At 31.1% G+C, this 23,486-nt stretch carries 16 protein-coding genes, 3 rRNA genes and 2 pseudogenes; 12 read left to right on the top strand and 9 right to left on the bottom strand.

Annotated features, from left to right (window positions below):
- The 3 genes from ICMP_RS03270 (at position 1) to rrf (ending at position 4,892) form a co-directional block, all read left to right on the top strand.
- Positions 1–1,546: ribosomal RNA gene (locus ICMP_RS03270) — 16S ribosomal RNA — on the top strand.
- A 249-nt stretch (positions 1,547–1,795) separates the two neighbouring features.
- A 23S ribosomal RNA gene (locus ICMP_RS03265) occupies positions 1,796–4,696 on the top strand.
- A gap of 79 nt (positions 4,697–4,775) precedes the next feature.
- Positions 4,776–4,892: ribosomal RNA gene (gene rrf, locus ICMP_RS03260) — 5S ribosomal RNA — on the top strand.
- Together the 16S, 23S and 5S rRNA genes form the textbook arrangement of a ribosomal RNA operon.
- A gap of 8 nt (positions 4,893–4,900) precedes the next feature.
- Here the strand turns inward: rrf and mobA are convergent.
- On the bottom strand, positions 4,901–5,482 hold the full coding sequence (mobA, locus tag ICMP_RS03255; RefSeq protein ID WP_041069946.1) for a molybdenum cofactor guanylyltransferase MobA: 582 nt from the start codon (positions 5,480–5,482) through the stop codon (positions 4,901–4,903).
- Positions 5,483–6,024: 542 nt separating this feature from the next.
- On the opposite strand from mobA, the pseudogene polA reads away from it, so the two are divergent.
- A pseudogene (gene polA / locus ICMP_RS03250) lies at positions 6,025–8,758 on the top strand (DNA polymerase I).
- Positions 8,759–8,788: 30 nt separating this feature from the next.
- Here the strand turns inward: polA and yihA are convergent.
- Positions 8,789–9,394 carry a ribosome biogenesis GTP-binding protein YihA/YsxC gene (gene yihA, locus ICMP_RS03245; protein ID WP_041069945.1) on the bottom strand — a complete coding sequence of 202 codons (606 nt, stop codon included), beginning with the start codon at positions 9,392–9,394 and terminating at the stop codon, positions 8,789–8,791.
- A gap of 143 nt (positions 9,395–9,537) precedes the next feature.
- Between yihA and typA the strand changes: the two genes are divergently transcribed.
- The gene (gene typA / locus ICMP_RS03240; RefSeq protein ID WP_041069942.1) at positions 9,538–11,373 is read left to right on the top strand and encodes a translational GTPase TypA; all 1,836 of its coding nucleotides are present in this window, start codon (positions 9,538–9,540) and stop codon (positions 11,371–11,373) included.
- Between the two features lie 505 nt (positions 11,374–11,878).
- Here the strand turns inward: typA and rpoZ are convergent.
- The 3 genes from rpoZ to ICMP_RS03225 all read right to left on the bottom strand — a co-directional run bounded on the left by rpoZ (position 11,879) and on the right by ICMP_RS03225 (position 13,834).
- On the bottom strand, positions 11,879–12,109 hold the full coding sequence (rpoZ, locus tag ICMP_RS03235; protein ID WP_052456845.1) for a DNA-directed RNA polymerase subunit omega: 231 nt from the start codon (positions 12,107–12,109) through the stop codon (positions 11,879–11,881).
- Between the two features lie 41 nt (positions 12,110–12,150).
- Positions 12,151–12,780 carry a guanylate kinase gene (gene gmk / locus ICMP_RS03230; protein WP_041069938.1) on the bottom strand — a complete coding sequence of 210 codons (630 nt, stop codon included), beginning with the start codon at positions 12,778–12,780 and terminating at the stop codon, positions 12,151–12,153.
- Between the two features lie 190 nt (positions 12,781–12,970).
- Complete coding sequence (locus tag ICMP_RS03225) at positions 12,971–13,834, bottom strand: YicC/YloC family endoribonuclease (protein ID WP_041069935.1); 864 nt, start codon at positions 13,832–13,834, stop codon at positions 12,971–12,973.
- Positions 13,835–14,088: 254 nt separating this feature from the next.
- On the opposite strand from ICMP_RS03225, the gene pyrE reads away from it, so the two are divergent.
- Positions 14,089–14,733: an orotate phosphoribosyltransferase gene (gene pyrE, locus ICMP_RS03220; protein WP_041069932.1), complete on the top strand. Its 645-nt coding sequence runs from the start codon at positions 14,089–14,091 to the stop codon at positions 14,731–14,733.
- Between the two features lie 25 nt (positions 14,734–14,758).
- On the opposite strand, the gene dut is transcribed toward pyrE, so the two are convergent.
- Positions 14,759–15,214: a dUTP diphosphatase gene (gene dut, locus ICMP_RS03215; protein ID WP_041069929.1), complete on the bottom strand. Its 456-nt coding sequence runs from the start codon at positions 15,212–15,214 to the stop codon at positions 14,759–14,761.
- Between the two features lie 113 nt (positions 15,215–15,327).
- Here dut and rpmB point away from each other — a divergent pair, with 113 nt between their 5' ends.
- From rpmB to pfkA, 6 genes and pseudogenes are all read left to right on the top strand, one after another.
- Entirely contained in the window at positions 15,328–15,570 is a 243-nt protein-coding gene (rpmB, locus tag ICMP_RS03210; protein WP_041069926.1) for a 50S ribosomal protein L28, read from the top strand.
- 18 nt (positions 15,571–15,588) lie between these two features.
- Positions 15,589–15,756, top strand: coding sequence for a 50S ribosomal protein L33 (gene rpmG, locus ICMP_RS03205; RefSeq protein WP_041069923.1), 168 nt, complete (start codon positions 15,589–15,591; stop codon positions 15,754–15,756).
- A 33-nt stretch (positions 15,757–15,789) separates the two neighbouring features.
- Positions 15,790–16,599, top strand: a complete 810-nt coding sequence (gene mutM / locus ICMP_RS03200) for a bifunctional DNA-formamidopyrimidine glycosylase/DNA-(apurinic or apyrimidinic site) lyase (protein WP_041069920.1) — start codon at positions 15,790–15,792, stop codon at positions 16,597–16,599.
- 724 nt (positions 16,600–17,323) lie between these two features.
- Positions 17,324–17,596, top strand: coding sequence for a glutaredoxin 3 (grxC, locus tag ICMP_RS03195; RefSeq protein ID WP_041069917.1), 273 nt, complete (start codon positions 17,324–17,326; stop codon positions 17,594–17,596).
- A 1,259-nt stretch (positions 17,597–18,855) separates the two neighbouring features.
- Positions 18,856–19,587, top strand: a pseudogene (cysE, locus tag ICMP_RS03190) (serine O-acetyltransferase); the annotation flags it as partial.
- 135 nt (positions 19,588–19,722) lie between these two features.
- On the top strand, positions 19,723–20,685 hold the full coding sequence (gene pfkA, locus ICMP_RS03185; RefSeq protein WP_041070201.1) for a 6-phosphofructokinase: 963 nt from the start codon (positions 19,723–19,725) through the stop codon (positions 20,683–20,685).
- Here pfkA and tpiA read toward each other — a convergent pair.
- From tpiA to trpS, 3 genes are all read right to left on the bottom strand, one after another.
- On the bottom strand, positions 20,682–21,449 hold the full coding sequence (gene tpiA / locus ICMP_RS03180) for a triose-phosphate isomerase (RefSeq protein WP_041069914.1): 768 nt from the start codon (positions 21,447–21,449) through the stop codon (positions 20,682–20,684). The two genes, pfkA and tpiA, sit on opposite strands and share 4 nt — an antisense overlap.
- Before the next feature lie 132 nt (positions 21,450–21,581).
- Positions 21,582–22,331: a ferredoxin--NADP(+) reductase gene (gene fpr / locus ICMP_RS03175; protein ID WP_041069911.1), complete on the bottom strand. Its 750-nt coding sequence runs from the start codon at positions 22,329–22,331 to the stop codon at positions 21,582–21,584.
- A 142-nt stretch (positions 22,332–22,473) separates the two neighbouring features.
- Entirely contained in the window at positions 22,474–23,472 is a 999-nt protein-coding gene (trpS, locus tag ICMP_RS03170; protein ID WP_041069909.1) for a tryptophan--tRNA ligase, read from the bottom strand.
- Positions 23,473–23,486 lie beyond the last annotated feature (14 nt).

Raw genomic sequence — 23,486 nt, 5'->3', positions numbered from 1 at the left:
AAATTGAAGAGTTTGATCATGGCTCAGATTGAACGCTAGCGGCAAGCTTAACACATGCAAGTCGAACGGTAACAGAAAAAAGCTTGCTTTTTTGCTGACGAGTGGCGGACGGGTGAGTAATGTCTGGGGATCTACCTAATGGCGGGGGATAACTACTGGAAACGGTAGCTAATACCGCATAATGTTGTAAAACCAAAGTGGGGGACCTTATGGCCTCACACCATCAGATGAACCTAGATGGGATTAGCTTGTAGGTGGGGTAAAGGCTCACCTAGGCAACGATCCCTAGCTGGTCTGAGAGGATGACCAGCCACACTGGAACTGAGATACGGTCCAGACTCCTACGGGAGGCAGCAGTGGGGAATCTTGCACAATGGGCGCAAGCCTGATGCAGCTATGTCGCGTGTATGAAGAAGGCCTTAGGGTTGTAAAGTACTTTCAGCGGGGAAGAAGGATATGAGCCTAATATTCTCATATATTGACGTTACCCGCAGAAGAAGCACCGGCTAACTCCGTGCCAGCAGCCGCGGTAACACGGGGGGTGCGAGCGTTAATCGGAATTACTGGGCGTAAAGAGCACGTAGGTGGTTTATTAAGTCATATGTGAAATCCCTGGGCTTAACCTAGGAACTGCATGTGAAACTGATAAACTAGAGTTTCGTAGAGGGAGGTGGAATTCCAGGTGTAGCGGTGAAATGCGTAGATATCTGGAGGAATATCAGAGGCGAAGGCGACCTTCTGGACGAAAACTGACACTCAGGTGCGAAAGCGTGGGGAGCAAACAGGATTAGATACCCTGGTAGTCCACGCTGTAAACAATGTCGACTAAAAAACTGTAAGCTTGACTTGTGGTTTTTGTAGCTAACGCATTAAGTCGACCGCCTGGGGAGTACGGCCGCAAGGTTAAAACTCAAATGAATTGACGGGGGTCCGCACAAGCGGTGGAGCATGTGGTTTAATTCGATGCAACGCGAAAAACCTTACCTGGTCTTGACATCCAGAGAATTATATAGAGATATATAAGTGCCTTTCGGGGAACTCTGAGACAGGTGCTGCATGGCTGTCGTCAGCTCGTGTTGTGAAATGTTGGGTTAAGTCCCGCAACGAGCGCAACCCTTATCCTCTGTTGCCAGCGGCATGGCCGGGAACTCAGAGGAGACTGCCAGTATTAAACTGGAGGAAGGTGGGGATGACGTCAAGTCATCATGGCCCTTATGACCAGGGCTACACACGTGCTACAATGGTGTATACAAAGAGAAGCAATCTCGCAAGAGCAAGCAAAACTCAAAAAGTACATCGTAGTTCGGATTAGAGTCTGCAACTCGACTCTATGAAGTAGGAATCGCTAGTAATCGTGGATCAGAATGCCACGGTGAATACGTTCTCGGGCCTTGTACACACCGCCCGTCACACCATGGGAGTAAGTTGCAAAAGAAGTAGGTAGCTTAACCTTTATAGGAGGGCGCTTACCACTTTGTGATTTATGACTGGGGTGAAGTCGTAACAAGGTAACTGTAGGGGAACCTGTGGTTGGATTACCTCCTTAAATTTTAGAATACAATCTATTTAGTACTCACATAAATTACTTGATAAAAGTGATTTATGTTAATGGCAGTTCAGTAAAGAAATAAATAAGTTTTTAATTAAAGTATTTGGTTTAAAATACTATAATTAATTTATTTTTAATGTATTTATGTGTTCTTTAACAAATTGGAACAGGCTAATAAAATAATAAATTCTAAAGAAATACTATAAGAATTTAGTAATATTTTTATAAAACGTCTGTGGGTTGTGAAGTTAAGTAATTAAGCGTATATGGTGAATGCCTTGGCAGTCAGAGGCGATGAAGGACGTGCTAATCTGCGAAAAGCGTCGGTAAGGTGATATGAACCGCTATAACCGGCGATATCCGAATAGGGAAACCTGGTGTACAAAGATACATCATCACAACATAAATACATAGTGTTGTGAAGCAAACCGAAGGAACTGAAACATCTAAGTACTTCGAGGAAAAGAAATCAACCGAGATTCCCTTAGTAGTGGCGAGCGAAAGGGGAACAGCCCAGAGCCTTAATCAAAATATGAAGTAGTAGAACAATTTGGAAACATTGACGATACAGGGTGATAGTCCCGTATAATTAAACTTTATATATTGTGAGCTCAATGAGTAGGACGGGACACGTGATATCCTGTTTGAATAAAGGGGGACCATCCTCTAAGGCTAAATACTCCTGACTGACCGATAGTGAACTAGTACCGTGAGGGAAAGGTGAAAAGAACCCCGGCGAGGGGAGTGAAATAGAACCTGAAACCATATACGTACAAGCAGTAGAAGCACTTTTAAGTGTGACTGCGTACCTTTTGTATAATGGGTCAGCGAGTTATATTTTGCAGCAAGGTTAACTGAATAAGGGAGCCGTAGGGAAACCGAGTCTTAAATGGGCATTAAGTTGCAAGATATAGACCCGAAACCTGGTGATCTAGCCATGGGCAGGTTGAAGGTTGGATAATACCAACTGGAGGACCGAACCGACTAATGTTGAAAAATTAGCGGATGACCTGTGGTTAGGGGTGAAAGTCCAATCAAACCAGGAGATAGCTGGTTCTCCCCGAAAGCTATTTAGGTAGCGCCTCATGTATCATCTTCGGGGGTAGAGCACTGTTTCGCTTAGGGGGCTTTCCAAGCCTACCAACTCGATGCAAACTACGAATACCGAAGAATGTAATCATGGGAGACACACGGCGGGTGCTAACGTCCGTCGTGGAGAGGGAAACAACCCAGACCGCCAGCTAAGGTCCCTAAATCATAATTAAGTGGGAAACGATGTGGGTAGGCTTAGACAGCCAGGATGTTGGCTTAGAAGCAGCAATCATTTAAAGAAAGCGTAATAGCTCACTGGTCGAGTCAGCCTGCGCGGAAGATGTAACGGGGCTAAATTATGTACCGAAGCTGCGGCAACAACTTAAAAATTGTTGGGTAGGGGAGCGTTCTGTAAGCTTATGAAGGTAATTTAAAAAAATTACTGGAGGTATCAGAAGTGCGAATGCTGACATGAGTAACGATAAAGTAGGTGAAAAACCTACTCGCCGAAAAACTAAGGTTTCCTGTCCAACGTTAATCGGGGCAGGGTAAGTCGATTTCTAAGACGAGACCGCAAGGTGTAGTCGATGGTGAACAGGTTAATATTCCTGTACTTAGTATTACTGCCAAGGGGGGACGAAGAAGGCTATGTTAGCCAAGTGACGGTTTATCTTGGTTTAAACATGTAGATTGACTTTTTAGGTAAATCCGAAAAGTTAAAATTGAGGTGTGATAACAAAGTACTCAGGTACCTAAGTAACAAATGCCACACTTCCAAGAAAAGCCTCTAAGCTATAGGTAATACTAAATCGTACCTCAAACCGACACAGGTAGTAAAGTAGAGAATACTCAGGCGCTTGAGAGAACTCGGGTGAAGGAACTAGGCAAAATAGTGCCGTAACTTCGGGAGAAGGCACACTAATATTAGGTGAAAGGATTAACTCCCAGAGCTGAGATTAGTCTAAGATACCAGCTGGCTGCAACTGTTTATTAAAAACATAGCACTGTGCAAACACGAAAGTGGACGTATACGGTGTGATGCCTGCCCGGTGCCGGAAGGTTAATTGATGGAGTTATCGAAAGAAAAGCTCCTGATCGAAGCCCCGGTAAACGGCGGCCGTAACTATAACGGTCCTAAGGTAGCGAAATTCCTTGTCGGGTAAGTTCCGACCTGCACGAATGGCGTAATGATGGCCAGGCTGTCTCCACCCGAGACTCAGTGAAATTGAAATCGCTGTGAAGATGCAGTGTACCCGCGGCAAGACGGAAAGACCCCGTGAACCTTTACTATAGCTTGGCAATGAATATTGAATCTTGATGTGTAGGATAGGTGGGAGACTAAGAAATGTGGACGCTAGTTTACATGGAGTCAACCTTGAAATACCACCCTTTGATATTCAATATTCTAACGTAATTCCGTAATCCGGAATGCGGACATTGTCTGGTGGGTAGTTTGACTGGGGCGGTCTCCTCCCAAAGAGTAACGGAGGAGTACAAAGGTCAGCTAATCACGGTCGGATATCGTGAGGTTAGTGCAAAGGCATAAGCTGGCTTAACTGTGAGCGTGACAACGCGAACAGATGCGAAAGCAGGTCTTAGTGATCCGGTGGTTCTGCATGGAAGGGCCATCGCTCAACGAATAAAAGGTACTCCGGGGATAACAGGCTAATACCGCCCAAGAGTTCATATCGACGGCGGTGTTTGGCACCTCGATGTCGGCTCATCACATCCTGGGGCTGTAGTAGGTCCCAAGGGTATGGCTGTTCGCCATTTAAAGTGGTACGCGAGCTGGGTTTAGAACGTCGTGAGACAGTTCGGTCCCTATCTGCCGTGGGCGTTGGAAAATTGAAGGGGGTTGCTTCTAGTACGAGAGGACCGAAGTGAACGTACCTCTGGTGTTCGGGTTGTCATGCCAATGGCATTGCCCGGTAGCTAAGTACGGAAAAGATAAGTGCTGAAAGCATCTAAGCACGAAACTTGCCCTAAGATGAGTTTTCCCTGAGGTTATTATACCTCCTAAAGGGACGTTGAAGACAACGACGTTGATAGGCTGGATGTGTAAGCATAGTGATGTGTTGAGCTAACCAGTACTAATGACCCGTGAGACTTAACTTCACAACACTAGAGACGTGTTATAAAATATTTAGCTTGTACCAATTAATTATCTATGATATAAATTATTTAATAAAGGTTACCTGGTAGTAATTAGTACGGCAGAACCACCTGATTCCATTCCGAACTCAGAAGTGAAATGTCGTGGCGCCGATGGTAGTGTGGGGCCTCCCCATGTGAGACTAGGAAACTGCCAGGTTTTGCCTTTTATTTATCATTAATTTTAATAATTTGTTCCAGTGAATCTAATGTGTTAATGTTACTAAAGTGAATATCAGAATCTGAAAATATAACACCATGACCTTGATTCATTCTTAAAAAATCTATTACTCGATAGTTTTTATTTAGCAAAAACTTTATTAAATTATAAGTGAGAGACTTATTTATTAATGCTAGTATAGGATAGTGTCTATTTATAGTTCTGACCCAAACTGCTGGCGAGTTATTTTTTTTATTCCACAATCTTATTATATAATCATACGGTATTAATGGTGTATCACAGGAACAAAAAGCAGCCCAATCTCCAGGTATTATCTCTAATGCATTTAATATGCCTGATAATGGACCACAATCAGCATGTATTAAATCAGTAATGACCGCATAATTGCTTTTTTTGTATATATGTATATTACGGTTAGCACTAATAATTATATTATCTACTTGATATTCTAACCTTTGAAGTACATGATAATAAAGAGGTTTTCCTTTGAATAAAAGTAGACCTTTATCTTGACCTCCCATCCGTGAACTTTTTCCACCAGTTAATATCACTCCAGTTATTAATTTCATTATGAATATTCCTTAATTTTTCATTTTATGTAGATTTATTGTCATGAATGTGCAAACAAATAAATCACCTTGACAAGGTTAGGAAAAATACTTCATAAATTACAATTATGAAAAACTATATTTGTTTCAAGCATAATCCATCCTTTTAAAGTAATATTATCTTAGGTAGAAGAGGAGCCATAAATATAGAAGCTAATATTTTAGCAATATTTATTTAGAGGTATTCAAAGACATAATAAGAATAAGCATTAATTTATTAATAAATATTTTATTAACTATATGTATGAAAAAATTATATAAATATATTTGGACTTTTATGGTAAAACTAATTCTAGTAAAATAATAAAAATCTATCTTAGATATCAAAAATAAGAAATAAACAGTAATATATTCTATAATCATCTAATAGAAAGTATATTAATACTATTTTTGTAATATAAATATTCTTTATATTACAAGCATTGAATTAAATTCATAAACTAATCTTTAGTTATCAAAGATAATAGCTTAAATATACTACATGTTAAATTTAAACTTATGGTATAAAAATAAATAATTCATTAATATTAGTAGATGGGTCTTTTCACTTATATCGCTCATATTATGCTTTTCCTCTATTAACAAATAGCTTAGGAGAACCAACAGGAGCTATATATGGCATGCTGCAAATGATTAAAAAACTATTAACATATTATACACCTAATCATATGGCAGTAATATTTGACGAAACAGGAGATAATTTTAGAAATACATTATTCAAACCTTATAAAAGTAATAGAAAAATAATGCCAGAAAAACTTAAAGAGCAAATAAATCCTCTATATAATATTATTAAGGCTATGGGTTTCATGGTGTTATCTGTAGCTAATGTAGAAGCAGATGATGTTATTGGTACATTAGCATTGCAAGGAGAACAAAAAGGTTACTCAATTCTTATTAGCACTTTAGACAAAGATATGGCGCAACTTGTTTCTAGTAATATCAAAATAATTAATATGGTTAATAATGAGGTTCTTGGACCCCAAGATATTGAAGAAAAATATGGAGTACCACCTACTTTAATTAGTGATCATTTAGCTTTAACTGGAGACTGTTCAGATAATATTCCTGGTGTGCCAGGAATAGGAAAAAAAACCGCTAATATTATTTTGAGAAATTTACCGGGAATACAAGCTATTTACGATAATATTAATAAAATATCTACTTTAGGTTTGCGTGGTGCAGAAAATATAGTAATAAAACTCAAGGAACATAAAGAGCAAGTTTTTCTATCTTATAAACTAGCAACTATTAAAACTGATGTTGAAATAGATTTATCTAAGTCCATTCAAATATCCAGGGATACAGATATAATATATTTAGATAAATTATTTCAGCGTTATGAATTTAGAAAATGGATAAAAGAACTGAAAGATGGCAAATGGTATATCAAAAATTAAACTATTATCAGACAATAATAAGATTGCTGTTAACAATATCACTATAATTAACAGTAAATTGTTTAAATTTTTTTTATCTTCTTTAAAAGCAAGTAAAATATTTTCGTTTAGTCTATTTACTGATTCATCAGATGTATTTAACGCAAATATTATTGGTATAGCCTTTGTACTAGATCTTGATAAGACAATATATTTACCGTTAGTATATCATTATGATAATCCACTACCACCGCTAAATTATCAAACTGTATTAAAAGAAATAAAACCTGTATTGGAAGATAGTAATATTTATAAAATTGGTCATAATATTAAATATTCTTATGGATTATTTCAAAAATATGGAATTGAATTAAAAGGTATTAAATTTGATGTTATGTTAGAGTCTTATATACTAAATAGTAGCTCCGGAAAACATGATATTATCAGTATATCTGAAAGATGGTTAGGCTATAAAAATAGTTTTTTTAACAATATTGCTATAAAAAATAAAAATTCTTTTTCTATAAACAGTACTTCTTTACATGAAGCAATATTTTATACCACAAATCATGCTAATTTAGTTATGCAGTTACATTATAAAATGTGGCCTATTTTAGAAAGCACAAAAGAATTAAAATTTTTATTTGAAAATATTGAAATGCCATTGGTAAATGTTATTTCAAGATTAGAAAAAAATGGTACATTAGTTGACATTTGTATCCTTAAGAATTTTTCTGAAATACTAAATGAGCATTTATTTAATTTACAAGAACAAGCTTATAAATTAGTCGGTGAATCTTTTAATATTTTATCAGTTAGAAATATCCAAAAATTTTTATTTGAAAAATACCAAATAACACCAAACAAAAAAACCCCCAAGGGGACACCATCAACGAAAGAAGAAGTATTAAGAGAATTAGCAAAACAGTATTCTTTACCTTCAATTTTGTTAGAATATCGTTATTTTCATAAGTTAAAATCAACGTATGTTAACAAATTAATACAGTTAATTAATCCAATTACCGGACGTATACATTCTTCTTATAATCAAGCAAAGACATCAACTGGACGTATTTCTTCTAAAAAACCTAACTTACAAAATATTCCAGTAGGGAATAATGATAGAAATATTTTTATTCGAAAAGCATTTATTTCATCTACCGGTAAATGTATCTTATCAGCAGACTATTCTCAAATAGAATTACGTATCTTAGCTCATTTTTCTAAAGATGAAAATCTAATAACATCTTTTAATGAAGAAAAAGATATTCATCTTATCACCGCTTCTGAATTTTTTCATATACCGTTAAGTGATATTAGCAATAAACAACGTCGTATTGCTAAAGCAATAAATTTTAGTGTAATATATGGAATAAGTCCTTTTGGACTTTCTAGTCATTTGAATATTAGTTCCTCAGAAGCCAAAAAATACATAGATCTTTATTTTCAGAAGTACCCAAAAGTTCGTGATTATATTAATAATATACGTTCTCAGACAGCTGAAGGTTATATCAAAACTCTAAGTGGACGTCGAATTTGGTTACCTAATATAAATTCTGCTAAATACAAATTACGTAAAGCTTCTGAACGTGCCGCATTTAATGCCCAAATGCAAGGTACTGCAGCAGATATTATCAAATGTGCTATGATTAGCCTAGATTTGTGGGCACAACAGCATGACCAAGAAAAAATCAAGATGATAATACAAGTGCATGATGAATTAGTATTTGAAGTAGATCTAAATTTCGTCTGTATAGCCAAAAAAAAAATCATATCTTTGATGGAAAGTAGTATAACTCTAGATGTTCCGTTGAAAGTAGAATTAAATATCGGAAAAAATTGGTATGAAGCACATTAAAAAAAAATAAGTGAAATGTAATCACTAAAATTAATTCATGCGTAGAAACCAAGAATTAAGAATAGCATTAAGTTCTTTTCTTCCTATTTTTTTAAGCGAAGAAAAAATTGCTACTTTTATAGTAGCAGACATAGATAAAGTAAAATTTTTTACTTTATTTAATTGAAATATACATTGACTAGGCTTTAATTTATCAGCTTTAGTTAACAGTATAAGTACTGATATCTTAGATTTTATTGCCCATGATATAACTTTTAAATCTAACGGTTTTAAAGGATAGCGAATATCCATTACTATTACTAAACCTGTTAATTGTTTTCTGTAGGTTAAATATTTTTTTATAATATTATTAATATTTTTTTGAATATCTATTGGCAATTTACTATAGCCATAACCAGGTAAATCAACAATATATTTTCCTATAGATACTTTAAACAAGTTTATTAGTTTAGTAGATCCAGGATATTTACTAATATAGGCAAGTCTATTTTTATTTGTTAATGTATTAATTGTACTTGATTTACCTACATTAGAGTATCCAATAAAAGCAATTTCAATACCCTGATTCTTCGGAAGAACATTAATATTTGGTGCACTAGTTACAAAATGAGTGCAATGATATTTAATAGCAGACATAATTTTTATTAATATCATCAACAATTTAGTGAGTAAAACAAATATATATTATTTATTTTACTATATCTAGTACTATATTAAATAAATTACTAATTTACCTAATTAATATCTGTATGGATTTGTTATCTTATTAAAGGAAAATTATGAATAAAAAATTGCGTAATATAGCTATTGTTGCACATGTTGATCATGGTAAAACTACTTTAATAGATAAACTGTTACAACAATCTAGTACTTTTAATAGTATTTCTAAGATATCTGAACGTGTAATGGATTCACATTATTTGGAAAAAGAACGCGGAATCACTATACTTGCCAAAAATACTGGTATCAAATGGAATAATTATCGTATCAATATCATTGATACTCCTGGACATGCTGATTTTGGTAGTGAAGTAGAGCGAGTAATGTCTATGGTAGAATCAGTATTATTAGTAGTTGATGCAACCGAAGGACCTATGCCACAAACTTATTTTGTGACGAAAACAGCCTTTACATATGGTTTAAAACCTATAGTAGTAGTCAATAAAATTGATCGTCCTGAAGCACGTCCAGCTTGGGTGCTTAATCAAGTGTTTGATCTTTTTTTAAGATTAGATGCTACAGAAGAACAATTAGATTTTCCAATTATTTATACTTCAGCTATAAAGGGTATAGCTGGAAATAAAGAGACAGATATGGGAAAAGATATGACTGCATTATATCAAGCAATTATCGATCATGTCCCTTATCCTCAAGTAATCTTGACAGCACCATTACAAATGCAAATATCTCAATTGGATTATGATAATTACTTAGGTATCATTGGTATTGGTCGTGTTATACAAGGGAGAATGAGATTAAATCAACAGGTTAATATCATAGATAGTTCAGGAAAAAGTCGTAGCGGTAAAATTAATAAAATTTTAACTTATTTAAATTTAAAACGGATTGAAATTAATCAAGCTGAAGCTGGAGATATTATAGCTGTTACTGGATTAGGTCCTTTAAATATTTCAGATACCATCTGCGATATTCAAATTAAAAATTCTTTACCACCTATTCGCATAGAAAAACCTACAGTTGCAATGTATTTTCATGTTAATACATCACCATTTTCTGGTAAAGAAGGTAAATATATTACTTCTCGCCAATTATTTGAACGTCTTAAAAAAGAAACTATCAATAATATTGCATTACAATTAGAAAAAACCCAAGATCAAAACGTATATTGCATATCTGGTCGAGGAGAATTACAACTATCAATTTTAATTGAAAATATGCGACGTGAAGGGTTTGAACTAGCTGTTTCTAGACCAAAAGTTTTACTTCGTGAAATCCATGGCTGCAAGCAAGAACCTTTTGAATATGTTATATTAGATATAGAAGAATCTTATCAGGGCAATATAATTCAAGCTATGGGAGAACGTAAAGGACAGTTAAAAACTATTACTACTAAAAATAATCATAAGTCAAGATTACAATTAGAATACTTTGTTCCTACTCGTGGCTTAATAGGATTTCGCACTAAATTTATGCAGATGACTTCAGGTACAGGTATTATGTACTCTCGATTTAGTCATTATGATAATTTGATATTAGGTGAAATTGCTAAACGCAAAAATGGTGTCATGATTTCTAATGGACAAGGTAAAGCAATTGCATTTGCTCTTTTTAATCTGCAAGAACGTGGAAGATTATTTATTGATCATGGCACTTCATTGTATGAAGGACAGATTGTAGGTATACACAATCGTTCTAATGATTTAACTGTTAATTGTCTCACAGGAAAAAAATTAACCAATATGCGAGCTAGTGGTAGCGATGAAGCTACTATTTTAGTTCCACCTATAAAAATGACTTTAGAACAAGCTATAGAATTTATTGATGATGAAGAGTTAGTCGAAGTTACTCCTGTATCAATACGTATACGGAAACGTTATCTTTCTGAAAATGAACGCAAATGTGCAAGAAAAATATTAATCAAACAACTCAATTAAATTGAGATAAAATCTTATTATGATAAGTATATCATAATAAAAATTTTTGCTTGCTGCAAAATATATAATTATATTAATATTTAATCAGTAAATAACTGATAGATTAAATTATCTATGAATCAGTTACTAATACTTGTGATTATTGAGTAATACCAGCACAACTTAAGGTATTTATAATTAATATAGATTGCTTCTACCATTTGTGCTATATTGATGACAAATATATTTGCCATTCAATGATCATATCAGGTAATGGCAATATATAATATCTGTGATATATCTTGGACCTAGAGAGAAATAACATATATCTATAAAACACCTTTTTATATTTTTCAATAACATAAGAAAGAATAAATGGATTGAATACCTGCTAGATGTTAAATGTATAATTTTTCATTATATCATTTATATACTGCACTCGCATGAAAATAAATTAGTATAACAAAATAATATTTATTTCTAAGTTAATTGACAATTATTTATACTTATACTACAAACAATTGTTTCAATTGATAAAATCATCTTCATTATCGTTTTCAGTTAATATTTGTTCAGTGATTAAACCTTGCTCAATTTCACGAAGTGCAATAATAGTCACTTTATCAGTATTATCTGTATGAATTAGCGGTTTTTTACCACTTGTTTGCATTTGTCGTGCACGACAAGCAGCTACTAATATTAAATCAAATCGATTTCCAATTTTATCTACCGCATCTTGAACTGTTATACGCGCCATAAATAATACTCCAAGTTAAAAATAATGATAATTAAACATATTTAAATTGCTAGTAATTTATTAATAAGTGAACAATGATTTCTTCTTTGAAGACTCATCTTCAGTTGTTCTGCATGAATAATACTCTTTAGTTCTAACAGAGCTGAACTAAAATCTCTATTTATGATAAGATAGTCATATTCACAATAATGACTCATTTCTAGAATAGCTTCTTTCATGCGTGCATAAATAGTTTTTTCGTTATCTTGTCCTCTATTACGTAAACGACGTGCTAGTTCTTCTATAGACGGAGGTAATATAAAAATACTTTTAGCTTCAGGAAGTTTAATTTTGATTTGTTGCATACCTTGCCAATCAATAGCCAAAATAGCATTTATACCATAATTAGTAATGTTTGTTATTGTACTATATGCAGTACCATAATAATTATTAAATACTTTTGCATGTTCTAAAAAAAAATGGGAATCAATCATTTTTTGAAATTCTTCTTTAGATATAAAATGATAATCTTTACCATTCATTTCACCGGGTCGAATATTACGAGTTGTATGGGAAATAGATTTTTTTGTTTCATATGGTAGCTTTTGTTTTGATAATGCATTAATTAAGCTAGATTTACCTGCTCCACTGGGAGCTGAAATAATATAAATATTACCTTGATATTTAACCATAATTTTTTCTTAAATAAAAAATAATCTTGAGTTCTACAACTATAAGCAATATATAGATATACTATATATCATGAAATATATGATAAAATCTGTGATTTTTGTTAAAAATTTTTAATCTTTACTCAAAAGATAGAAAAATATTCTATATTAGTAAAATATGATGAATATCAAATAATATTTTATATACATATTATTCAATATTTTGAATTTGTTCTCTTATTTGCTCGATCAATACTTTTAATTCAATGGCAGCGCTGATAACATCTATATTGACTGATTTTGATGCTAAAGTATTGGATTCTCTATTAAATTCTTGCATCATAAAATCTAATCTACGTCCCATAGGACCTTTATTATTTAATATATTAACAGTTTGTTTAAGATGGACATCTAACCTATCTAATTCTTCTGTAATATCATTACGTTGTGCTAACATTACTAATTCTTGTTCTATACGTTTATTTTCAATTTTTATTTCAATTTGCTTTAATGTAGTCATGAGGCGTTTTCTCTGCCATGTTTTTATTTCTGGAATTATTCTTCGTATTTTCTGCACTTCTTTCATGATAGCTACTAAACGTTGTTGAATGAATTTTTTTAATTCAATCCCTTCTTTTTCTCTTACTATAATAAACTCTTTTAATGTATCGGCTAGAATTTTTAATAATTCTGGATATATATTTTTAAAATTTGTTTCTTGACAAGAAATTACATTTGGCCAACTTAAAATATCAATTGGATTGATAATACCTTGATTGCTCTGCAATTTAATTTTATTTGCTGCTTGTATTAGTTGTGCTGCTAACGATTCATTTAAGAATAATTTATATGTTGTATTTATATCACCATTAAAATATAGACTGCACTCTATTTTACCTCTGGTAATATAATTACTGATATTTTCACGTATAATAGGCTCTAAAACACGAAACTGTTTAGGTAAATACACAGTTATTTCTAAGTATCGTTTGTTAACTGAACGTAATTCCCATGCCCCTCTACCGTAACTAATATTGAATTCTCGATATGTATAGGAAGTCATACTGCGAATCATAAAATAATTCTCATTTAAAAATTATTAAATTATAATAACTAATACATGTTAGTATTATTCATATAAGTATGAAAATAGTCTAATTAAATGATTTGTCAATCAACTTAGAAAAATTTATATTTATCAATAATTCCCTTATACAAATTTGGGTATATTAAATAATATCAATCTTGTATATATATTATATATTCACTATAATATAGACTATGAATATAGTATAGTTATTTAATTTTACTTTCTTTAGAGAATAAAAAATGAAAGCATGGCAGGATGAGTTTATTAAATATATAATAGATAAAGGTATATTACAATTTGGTAACTTTACTTTAAAATCAAATCGCCAAAGTCCATATTTTTTTAATGCTGGCTTATTTAATAGCGGCGCTATTTTAGCTAAGCTTGGCTATTTTTATGCAAAAGCATTATTAGATTTTCAAATAGATTGTGATTTATTATTTGGTGTAGCTTATAAGGGTATTCCTCTGGTTGCTACTACTGTCATATCATTATCAAATGACTATAAATATGATATTCCTTATTGTTTTAACCGCAAAGAAATAAAATCTCATGGAGAAGGAGGGATTATTGTCGGTAGTCTTCTCCAAGGACGAGTTATATTACTAGACGATGTGATTACCTCAGGTTCATCTATTCATGAGTCAGTAGATCTTATTAAAAGTAAAGGAGCAGAATTAGTAGGAGTATTAATTGCCCTAGATAGACAAGAATATGGAAATGATAATAACATGTCAGCTGTTAAGGAAATACAAAATAAATATAAATGCAAAGTAAATTCTCTTATTAATTTAAGCGATATAATTTCATATATTGAACAAAAACCTGAAATGTTAACTCATCTAAAAAAATTAAGAGAATACAAAAAAATTTTTGGCATTTAAAAAGATAATTAGGATTAATAACTTATCATTGGCAGCCTGTATGTCCGAATCCGCCATCACCACGTATGCTAGTATCAAATTGTTCCACTATATTGAATTTAATTTTCACAATAGGAAAAAATACTAATTGTGCTATACGTTGTCCAGGACGAATAATAAATTTTTTATCACTACGATTCCATATAGAAACCATTAATTGTCCTTGAAAATCCGAATCTATAAGACCTACTAGGTTACCCAATACTATACCATGTTTGTGACCCAAACCAGAACGGGGAAGAATAAATGCTGCAATATTTGGATCTTTTATGTGTATAGCTAAACCTGTGGGTATTAGCTCATTCTTACTAGGAAATAGCTCTAATATATTAGGAATGCAAGCTCTTAAATCTAGTCCTGCAGATCCAGGCGTAACATAATTAGGAATAGAAATTATTTTTCCTAAGCGATTATCGAGTATTTTTAAATCAATATTTTTCATATTAAATATTTTGTTAATAAAAATTAATTGATGTATTATGTAATAATAATATTATATTAAGTTTATTTATATGTTACTATGATTATTTATCAATAATAAATTAGGAAATAAAGATGTCCAGAATATGTCAAATAACTAAAAAACGTCCTATGGCAGGTAATAATAGATCTCATGCTATGAATGCAACAAAACGCTTTTTTTTACCTAATTTGCATTCGCATCGCTTTTGGGTTGAAAGTAAAAAATGTTTTATTACTCTTCGTGTGTCCGCTAAAGGTATACGCACCATTGATAAAAAAGGTATAGATGTGGTTTTAAATAACCTACGTGTAAGTAAAAGTAAAATGAAATACTAATCATTAAGGAAATTAATTATGGCTAAAAGTACTCGGGAAAAGATCAAACTGATTTCAACAGCTGGTACAGGACATTTTTATACGACTACTAAAAATAAACGTAATAAAAATGATAAAATTCAGCTTAAAAAATTTGATCCAGTAATACGCAAACATGTGCTTTATAAAGAAGTAAAACTTAAGTAAACTATTAAATTTAACTGTTGCAATAATAAAATTATGCCTGAATTACCTGAAGTAGAAACATATCGTAGAAGCATTGAATTTCATTTATTGGGAGAAACTCTTTTAGATATAAGAGTATATAATCCATCTTTACGTTGGCCATTTGCTTTAGAAATTTATAATTTAAAAAATCAAATGCTATTAAAAGTAAAAAGACGTGGTAAATATCTTCTATTAGCCTTTTCTAAAGGATGGATTATAATTCATTTGGGTATGTCAGGTAATTTACGTATTTCAAACCAAAGCTTTCCTAAAGATAAACATGATCATGTAGAATTAATCATGACTAATAGTAAGATTCTGCGTTATAATGATCAACGTCGATTTGGAGCTTGGTTATGGTGTATTGATATAAACAAAACACCATTATTAGATTCTTTAGGACCAGAACCTCTTAGTAATAATTTTAATGGAAATTATTTGTTTAAAATTTCTCGTAGAAAATATACTCCTATTAAACCCTGGTTAATGGATTCAAAAATAGTAGCAGGAATAGGAAATATTTATGCTAATGAATGTCTCTTTATGTCTCGTATTGATCCAAATCGTTTAATAGACAATTTGAATTTAGTAGAAACTATCAAATTAGCTGATAGTATTAAAGATATACTATTAAGTGCCATTGAAAAACACGGCACTACTTTACAAAATTTTTTACAAACTGATGGTATGCCAGGAAATTTTAATAATTCATTACAAGTTTATAAACGCGATGGCAAACCTTGTTATATTTGTCAACAACCAATCAAAAGAGAAAAACAAAGACAAAGAAGCACTTATTGGTGCACTAATTGTCAAATTTAATTTTTAATTAGTTACTTATTATTCATAAAAAAAATTAAAGTTATAGAATATCAAAAATTTGATACTTGACTGCCTTGTTGTGCGATTTCCAATAAATAAGAAATATAATAAACAGTATTGATCAGATGGTATTAAGAATATTGTTTCTAATTTAGTACAGATATGAGGACTCATTTTAGCAATTGACGTTAACGATATAAATATCGTGCGTGGCGTAATGATTTGATCAATACACAAGCAATATTCTTATACTTTAACGAAAATAAGCCAATAAACCATTAAAAGTTATAACTTGTAGGTTATTTAAGTAAGCTGTCATTTATTCAGAAAAATCAACTTTTTCGCATAAAGTTAAAAATTGTTTATTAGTACTGATCGTGACAGCTAATATGACTTTATCAAAAATAAAGGTTCACAATTAATAATATCAAAGTGTTTATTCGTTACTAGATCAAAAGTTGCTGGATAGATTGCATGATCTTCTTCATAGGTTTCTATGATAATTAAAAAACATAAATATTTTTCTTGATATACGAATAATAGTAATATAATGTATAAATAAGAATAATTAAATATAACAAGTAAATTTGTATTTTGTAGACTTATATGATATAATCCTCATAATTAATGTTTAAAATAAAAATATCTTTTAAAGATAAAATTTTCTTTTCAAAGAATCTATTTTTTTATAAACAAAAAAACTATGTTAAATAAGGAATAATAAATGTTAAATAGGGAAAAAAAGGTTTTAAATATCGAAATGTATACAACCATGACCTGTCCTTATTGTGATAAAGCTAAAGATTTATTAAAAAAGAAAAAAGTTGAATTTAAAGAAATTCGTATTGATACTGATTCAGGTAAAAGAAAAGAAATGATTAGACGTAGTGGTCGTACTAGTGTACCTCAGATATTTATTAATTCTAAGCATATTGGTGGATGTGATGATTTATATGAATTAGATGCTCGAGCAGAGTTAGATCCTTTATTAAAGTAAAGGAATAATCTTGATTATTTGTAAATACTAAGACTAAATATGATCTTACATCAAAATTTAAAATAAATTTTGCAGATCCAGTTTATTTATGTTAATTGTATATGCTTTGAAGCAACTAATTTTCTTAAGATTTTTAAATAAAATGAATACCTGAACATATATCTGGATACTTGTTCTAAATTTACTAATAATATATATGAAGTTCTTTTATGTATTCTAGTTACGGTTAGAGCAGATACAGATATTTCTTTTTAGGTAAGGTATCACGGTATGAATTATTTATTAGAAATGATATTCTGTAATAAAATATTGCTCATTTCGAATCTTATTCTTATGAATATATTTGTATCATGTAGGTACCTTACCTCTTATCCATTTAGCTGTAATTAATTAATTGTGAACTATTATTTGAATAACAGAATTAATGATTTCAAGACTCATTATGATCAATCACAGGTATTCTCCTCCTCAGTGCTGGTTCATACAGCACTGCCTCTGCCAAATTTAACTAATAAATAAGAGTGCACCTTATTCTTATAGATTGACAATCTTCAACATCTTATTAAGCTGAATAACTTACAATAGTAAAATTCTTATTTCCTTTATGAAATTTTTTTATAAACCTAGTATTAGAATTTATTGTTAGCAGTATTCCGTGAAGTAAATATTTACTAAAATAAAATTTCGTTGAAATACATACCTTATTTGGACTATACTGGTAAATTACTGCATGATGTAGTAGCATATGAAATGATATTACTGTCTTTAGTTCTGTTCTACTTGATGTTACTTATTTTGCAAAAGAATTAGATAAATCTTTATACAAGAAATTATGATAATAACAATATATCCATGTTAACTCAGATTGGATTAGCGTATATATTAGTAAAGTAGTAAAAAACATAGCTATTAGTGAATAATTTTCATGCTATAGATTTTGAATAAAATACCAGAGCAGCCATGCTTACTCAAGCACATAATTAATAGCTTTGGAGTAGCTATAGTTAGTTATAAAGTATTTAATATTGACCTTTATAGATAATCCTTTTCATTTTGGTATTATGTTAAGAGAAGCATTAAACGTTGAGTAAGGTTACCAAAACACAAAAGAAATAAAAACTATTACTGAATAAATTTATAAAATATTTTTTGTAAAAATCTGTAAGAAAATTTGCTTTCTATTGATTAAAATGTACCTCTAAGGAGATAAAAATAATATTACAAATTAATACTGTAGGTATTTTATAAGGAGAGAGATTATGTCTAAGGAAGAATTAGAATTAATTTGGTATCAAATAAAAAGTGAAGCGAGAAGCTTATCAGATTGTGAGCCTGTATTGGCGAGTTTTTACCATAATACAGTGCTTAATCATATAAATCTTGCTAGTGCTTTAAATTACATATTAACCAATAAATTAGCGAATTTTAGCATTCCTTCTCTAGAAATTTATAATCTGATCGAAGAAACTTATATTCAAAATCCTTCCATTATAGAATCAGCTGCTTATGATATTCAGGCCGTATATAAACGCGATCCCGTTGTAGAGCAATATTCAGTTCCGTTACTTTATTTTAAAGGATTTCATGCATTGCAATTTTATAGAATAGGAAATTGCTTATGGAAAAAGGGACGTAATTCATTAGCTATTTATCTACAGAATTTGGTTTCTACCTTTCTAGCTATTGATATACATCCAGCATCTCAAATTGGTCATGGTGTTATGTTAGATCATGCTACTGGTATTGTAATTGGAGAAACATCAATTGTTGAAAATAATGTTTCTATTTTACAATCAGTAACGTTAGGTGGTACTGGAAAAGTAGGTGGTAATCGACATCCTAAAATTTGTCAAGGTGCAATGATTGGAGCTGGTGCAAAAATTCTAGGTAATATTGAAATAGGATGTGGAGCAAAAATAGGAGCTGGATCGGTAGTGCTTCATTCTATTCCTGCTTATGCAACTGCTGCAGGTATACCAGCACGTATTATTCCCAACTGTATGGAAAATTAAAAAATAAATACTCTTTAAAAGATCTATAATATGAATATAATTTATGTTATCATTAATAATGATTACAAATATTCTATTTTAATTAAAATTACTTTGAATAAATCAGGGGTTATCATGATAAAAAAAATAGCTGTTTTGACCAGTGGTGGTGATGCTCCAGGAATGAATGCAGCTATCCGTGGAGTTGTCCGTTCAGCTTTAAGTGAAGGGTTAGAAATATTTGGTATTTATGAGGGATATCTTGGTTTATATAGAAATCGGATAATTAATCTAAATCACTATAGCGTAGCTGATATTATCAATCGTGGGGGTACATTTTTAGGATCATCTCGTTTTCCGGATTTTAATTTGGAAGAAATACGTAAAATTGCTATAAAAAATATGAGAAAAGATAATATACAAGCTTTAATTGTGATTGGAGGCGATGGTTCATATATAGGTGCTAAACTACTTACAGAAATGGACTTTCCTTGCATTGGAATTCCTGCAACTATTGATAATGATGCAGCTGGAACAGATTATTCTATAGGATATTATACTGCGCTGGAAACTGTAGTACAAGCAATAGATCGCTTAAGAGATACTTCTTCATCTCATCAACGCATTTCTATAGTAGAAGTGATGGGTAGATATTGTGGTGATTTAACTTTAACAGCAGCTATTGCTGGTGGATGTGAATATATTGTGATTCCAGAGATCCCTTATTCTAGAGATGATTTAGTTAAGAAAATAGTAGCTGGTATTGCGCAAGGTAAAAAACATGCTATTGTTACTATTACTGAGAATATTTGTGATATATACGAATTAGCAAATTATATAGAATTAAAGACTAAACGGGAAACTAGAGCTACAGTTTTAGGACATATACAAAGAGGAGGTGCTCCATGTGCATATGACCGCATTCTTGCTTCTAGAATGGGTGCTTATGCTATTAAATTAATTATGCAGGGATATGGTGGGCATTGTGTAGGCATTAAAAATGAAAATATGGTACATAATGATATTGGATATGCTTTAAAAAATATAAAACATTCATTCAAAAAAGATTTATTTGAAACAGCAAAAAAACTCTATTAATATTTTTTTATTGAAACTGCACATTTTATAATATCTGCAAAAATTTCTGCATTTAGAGAAGCATTACCTACTAGCACACCATCAATATCAGGTTGCATAAAAAATGCTAAAGCATTTTTATTATTTACAGAACCACCATATTGAATAACTAATTGTTGGGATATGTTAAAATCTATACTGGAAATATAGTTACGGATAAATTTATGGGTTTTTTGTACTTCACTGGGGGTAGCAGATTTACCTGTCCCTATAGCCCATATAGGTTCATAAGCAATAATAGCATCTTCCAATATAGATATTCCTTGTAGTTCGAATATACTTTCTAGTTGGGTAATACATACCTCCTGAGTTTTACGTGCTTGTCTTTCTTCTTCGGTTTCTCCAATACATAAGACCGGTATTAATCCGACTTCTTTAATAATTGTAAATTTTTTAGCAATAAATGTATTGCTCTCGTTATGGTAACGTCTTCTTTCTGAATGTCCAATCAGAATATATTTAACACCTATATCTTTTAACATATCTGCGGAAATATCACCTGTAAAAGAACCGTTTTTATTAACATCTACATTCTGTGCTACTAGTTCTATATCAGTATTTTCCAGCAAACATTTCGCTTGATCCAAATAAATCAAAGGTGGAGCAATAGCTATCTTACACCCTTTTACACCTAAGAGGTTCTGTTTTAAATCGTTTATTAACTTAACTATTGTACATTTATTACCATTAAGTTTCCAGTTTCCTATAATTAAAGGATATTTCACTAATATATCTCCATATATTTTTTATCATACTATAAATAAGCCAATGAATGTATTAATGTTTTTATTAAAACATGAATATACTATAAAATCCTTTTTTAAATAAACCATACATAACATGGTGTATTATTTCTCTTACCAATAGTTTTCTGTGGTAATATGACCTGGTTTATCTCTCATATTTTTATACATATTACGTGATTCTTGTAATAATTTTTGGGTATCCACGATCATTTGAGGATTACCACATAACATAATATGATTGCTATTATCATTATTTATTGATATACCGATTGTTTCTTCTAGCAAATTATTTTTAATTAAACAAGGAATTCTACCATGTAAATGTCCGTGTTTTTTTTCTCTACTAATTATAGTTTGAATATGTAATTTTCCTTGATAAATTTCTTTTAATTCTTCCATAAGTAGTAGATAACTTAAATCCTTTATATATCTTACAGCATGTACTAAAATAATGTTTTTAAATCTCTCTAGTCCATCTCGTTGTTGTAAAATTGATAAATAAGGCCCAATAGCAGTTCCAGTTGCTAACATCCAAAGATTATCACATTTAGGAATTGCTTTTATAATAAAAAAACCAGAAGCTTCTTTAGCTATCATTAAATTATCTTCTGGTTTTAATTTTAAAAGTTTTGGAGTAAATTTGCCATCCGGTATATTAATAACATAAAATTCTAATAATTTTTGAGATGGTGCATTAACATATGAATAGGCCCGCGATATGCGCTTACCATTAACATTCAAAGATAATTTAGTAAACTGACCTGCAATAAAATTTGCAATTGGTGCGTTTATACGTAAACTGAATAAAGAGTCAGTCCAGTTGATAATATCTATTACTTCCGCATTTACCCATTCAGTCATATAATTTTCATTATCCTATTTAAAAATTAACTAATTTACCGTAATTAATCAAAATATCTTTTAAAGATTTACCAATAATTATTATTGAATGATAATATATGCGATATATACTTAATAAATATATTATACTTACTCGTAATAATTATTTTAAAAAACCTAACTTCTCATATACTTTTCTAAAAGTTTTTTTTGCTTTATCACGTGCTTTATTTGCTCCCTCGTCTATTACTGTTTTTAAAAATTTCTCATCTCCCCTATAATGATAATAACGCTTTTGTAATGTTGTTAGCAATTTAACAATTGCATCAGCAACTGCATATTTTAAATGATTATACATTTTTCCTTTAAATTCACGTTCTAAGTCATTTACACTTTTACCAGTTATACAAGAAAGTATCTCTAATAAATTAGAAATACCTGGTTTATTTTTTAGATCATAACGAATATCAGCAGGTTTATCAGAATCAGTTACTGCTTGTTTTATTTTATTGAATATAGATTGAGCATTTTCTAATATTTCAATAACATTATTACGATTAATATCAGATTTAGACATTTTTTTTCTAGGATCTAATAATGACATTATACGTGAACCCCGTTTAGAAATATAAATTTGTGGAATATTAAACGTATTACCATAAAGCATATTAAAGTGATTTGCTATATCTCGAGTTAATTCTAAATGCTGTTTTTGATCTTCTCCTACTGGTACATAATTAGCTTGATATAGTAATATATCAGATGCCATTAATATAGGATAGTTAAATAAACCTACACTAACATTTTCTGATTGTTTAAGAGACTTCAATTTAAATTGAGTCATATGAGTTAATTTACCAAAGCTAGTAAAACAATTAAGAATCCAATTTAATTGAGTATGTTCTGGTATATGAGATTGTATAAATATTGTGCTTTTATTAGGATCAAGCCCGCATGCTAAATATAATGCTATTGTATCTAGAATATTTTTTGTGAGAAATTTTGGATCCTGACGCACTGTAATAGCATGTAAATCAACAATACAATAGAAACAATGATAATCATTTTGCATTTTTACCCATTGAGTTAATGCTCCCATATAGTTACCAATAGTTAACTTACCAGAAGGTTGAGCGCCACTAAAAACAATAGGTTTAGTCATTATAATATCCTATA

Source organism: Candidatus Ishikawaella capsulata Mpkobe, from assembly GCF_000828515.1.
Classification (GTDB): Bacteria; Pseudomonadota; Gammaproteobacteria; order Enterobacterales; family Enterobacteriaceae; genus Ishikawella; species Ishikawella capsulata.
The sequence above is the reverse complement of the archived record's forward strand: the minus strand, read 5'-3'. Positions and strand labels throughout refer to the sequence as shown.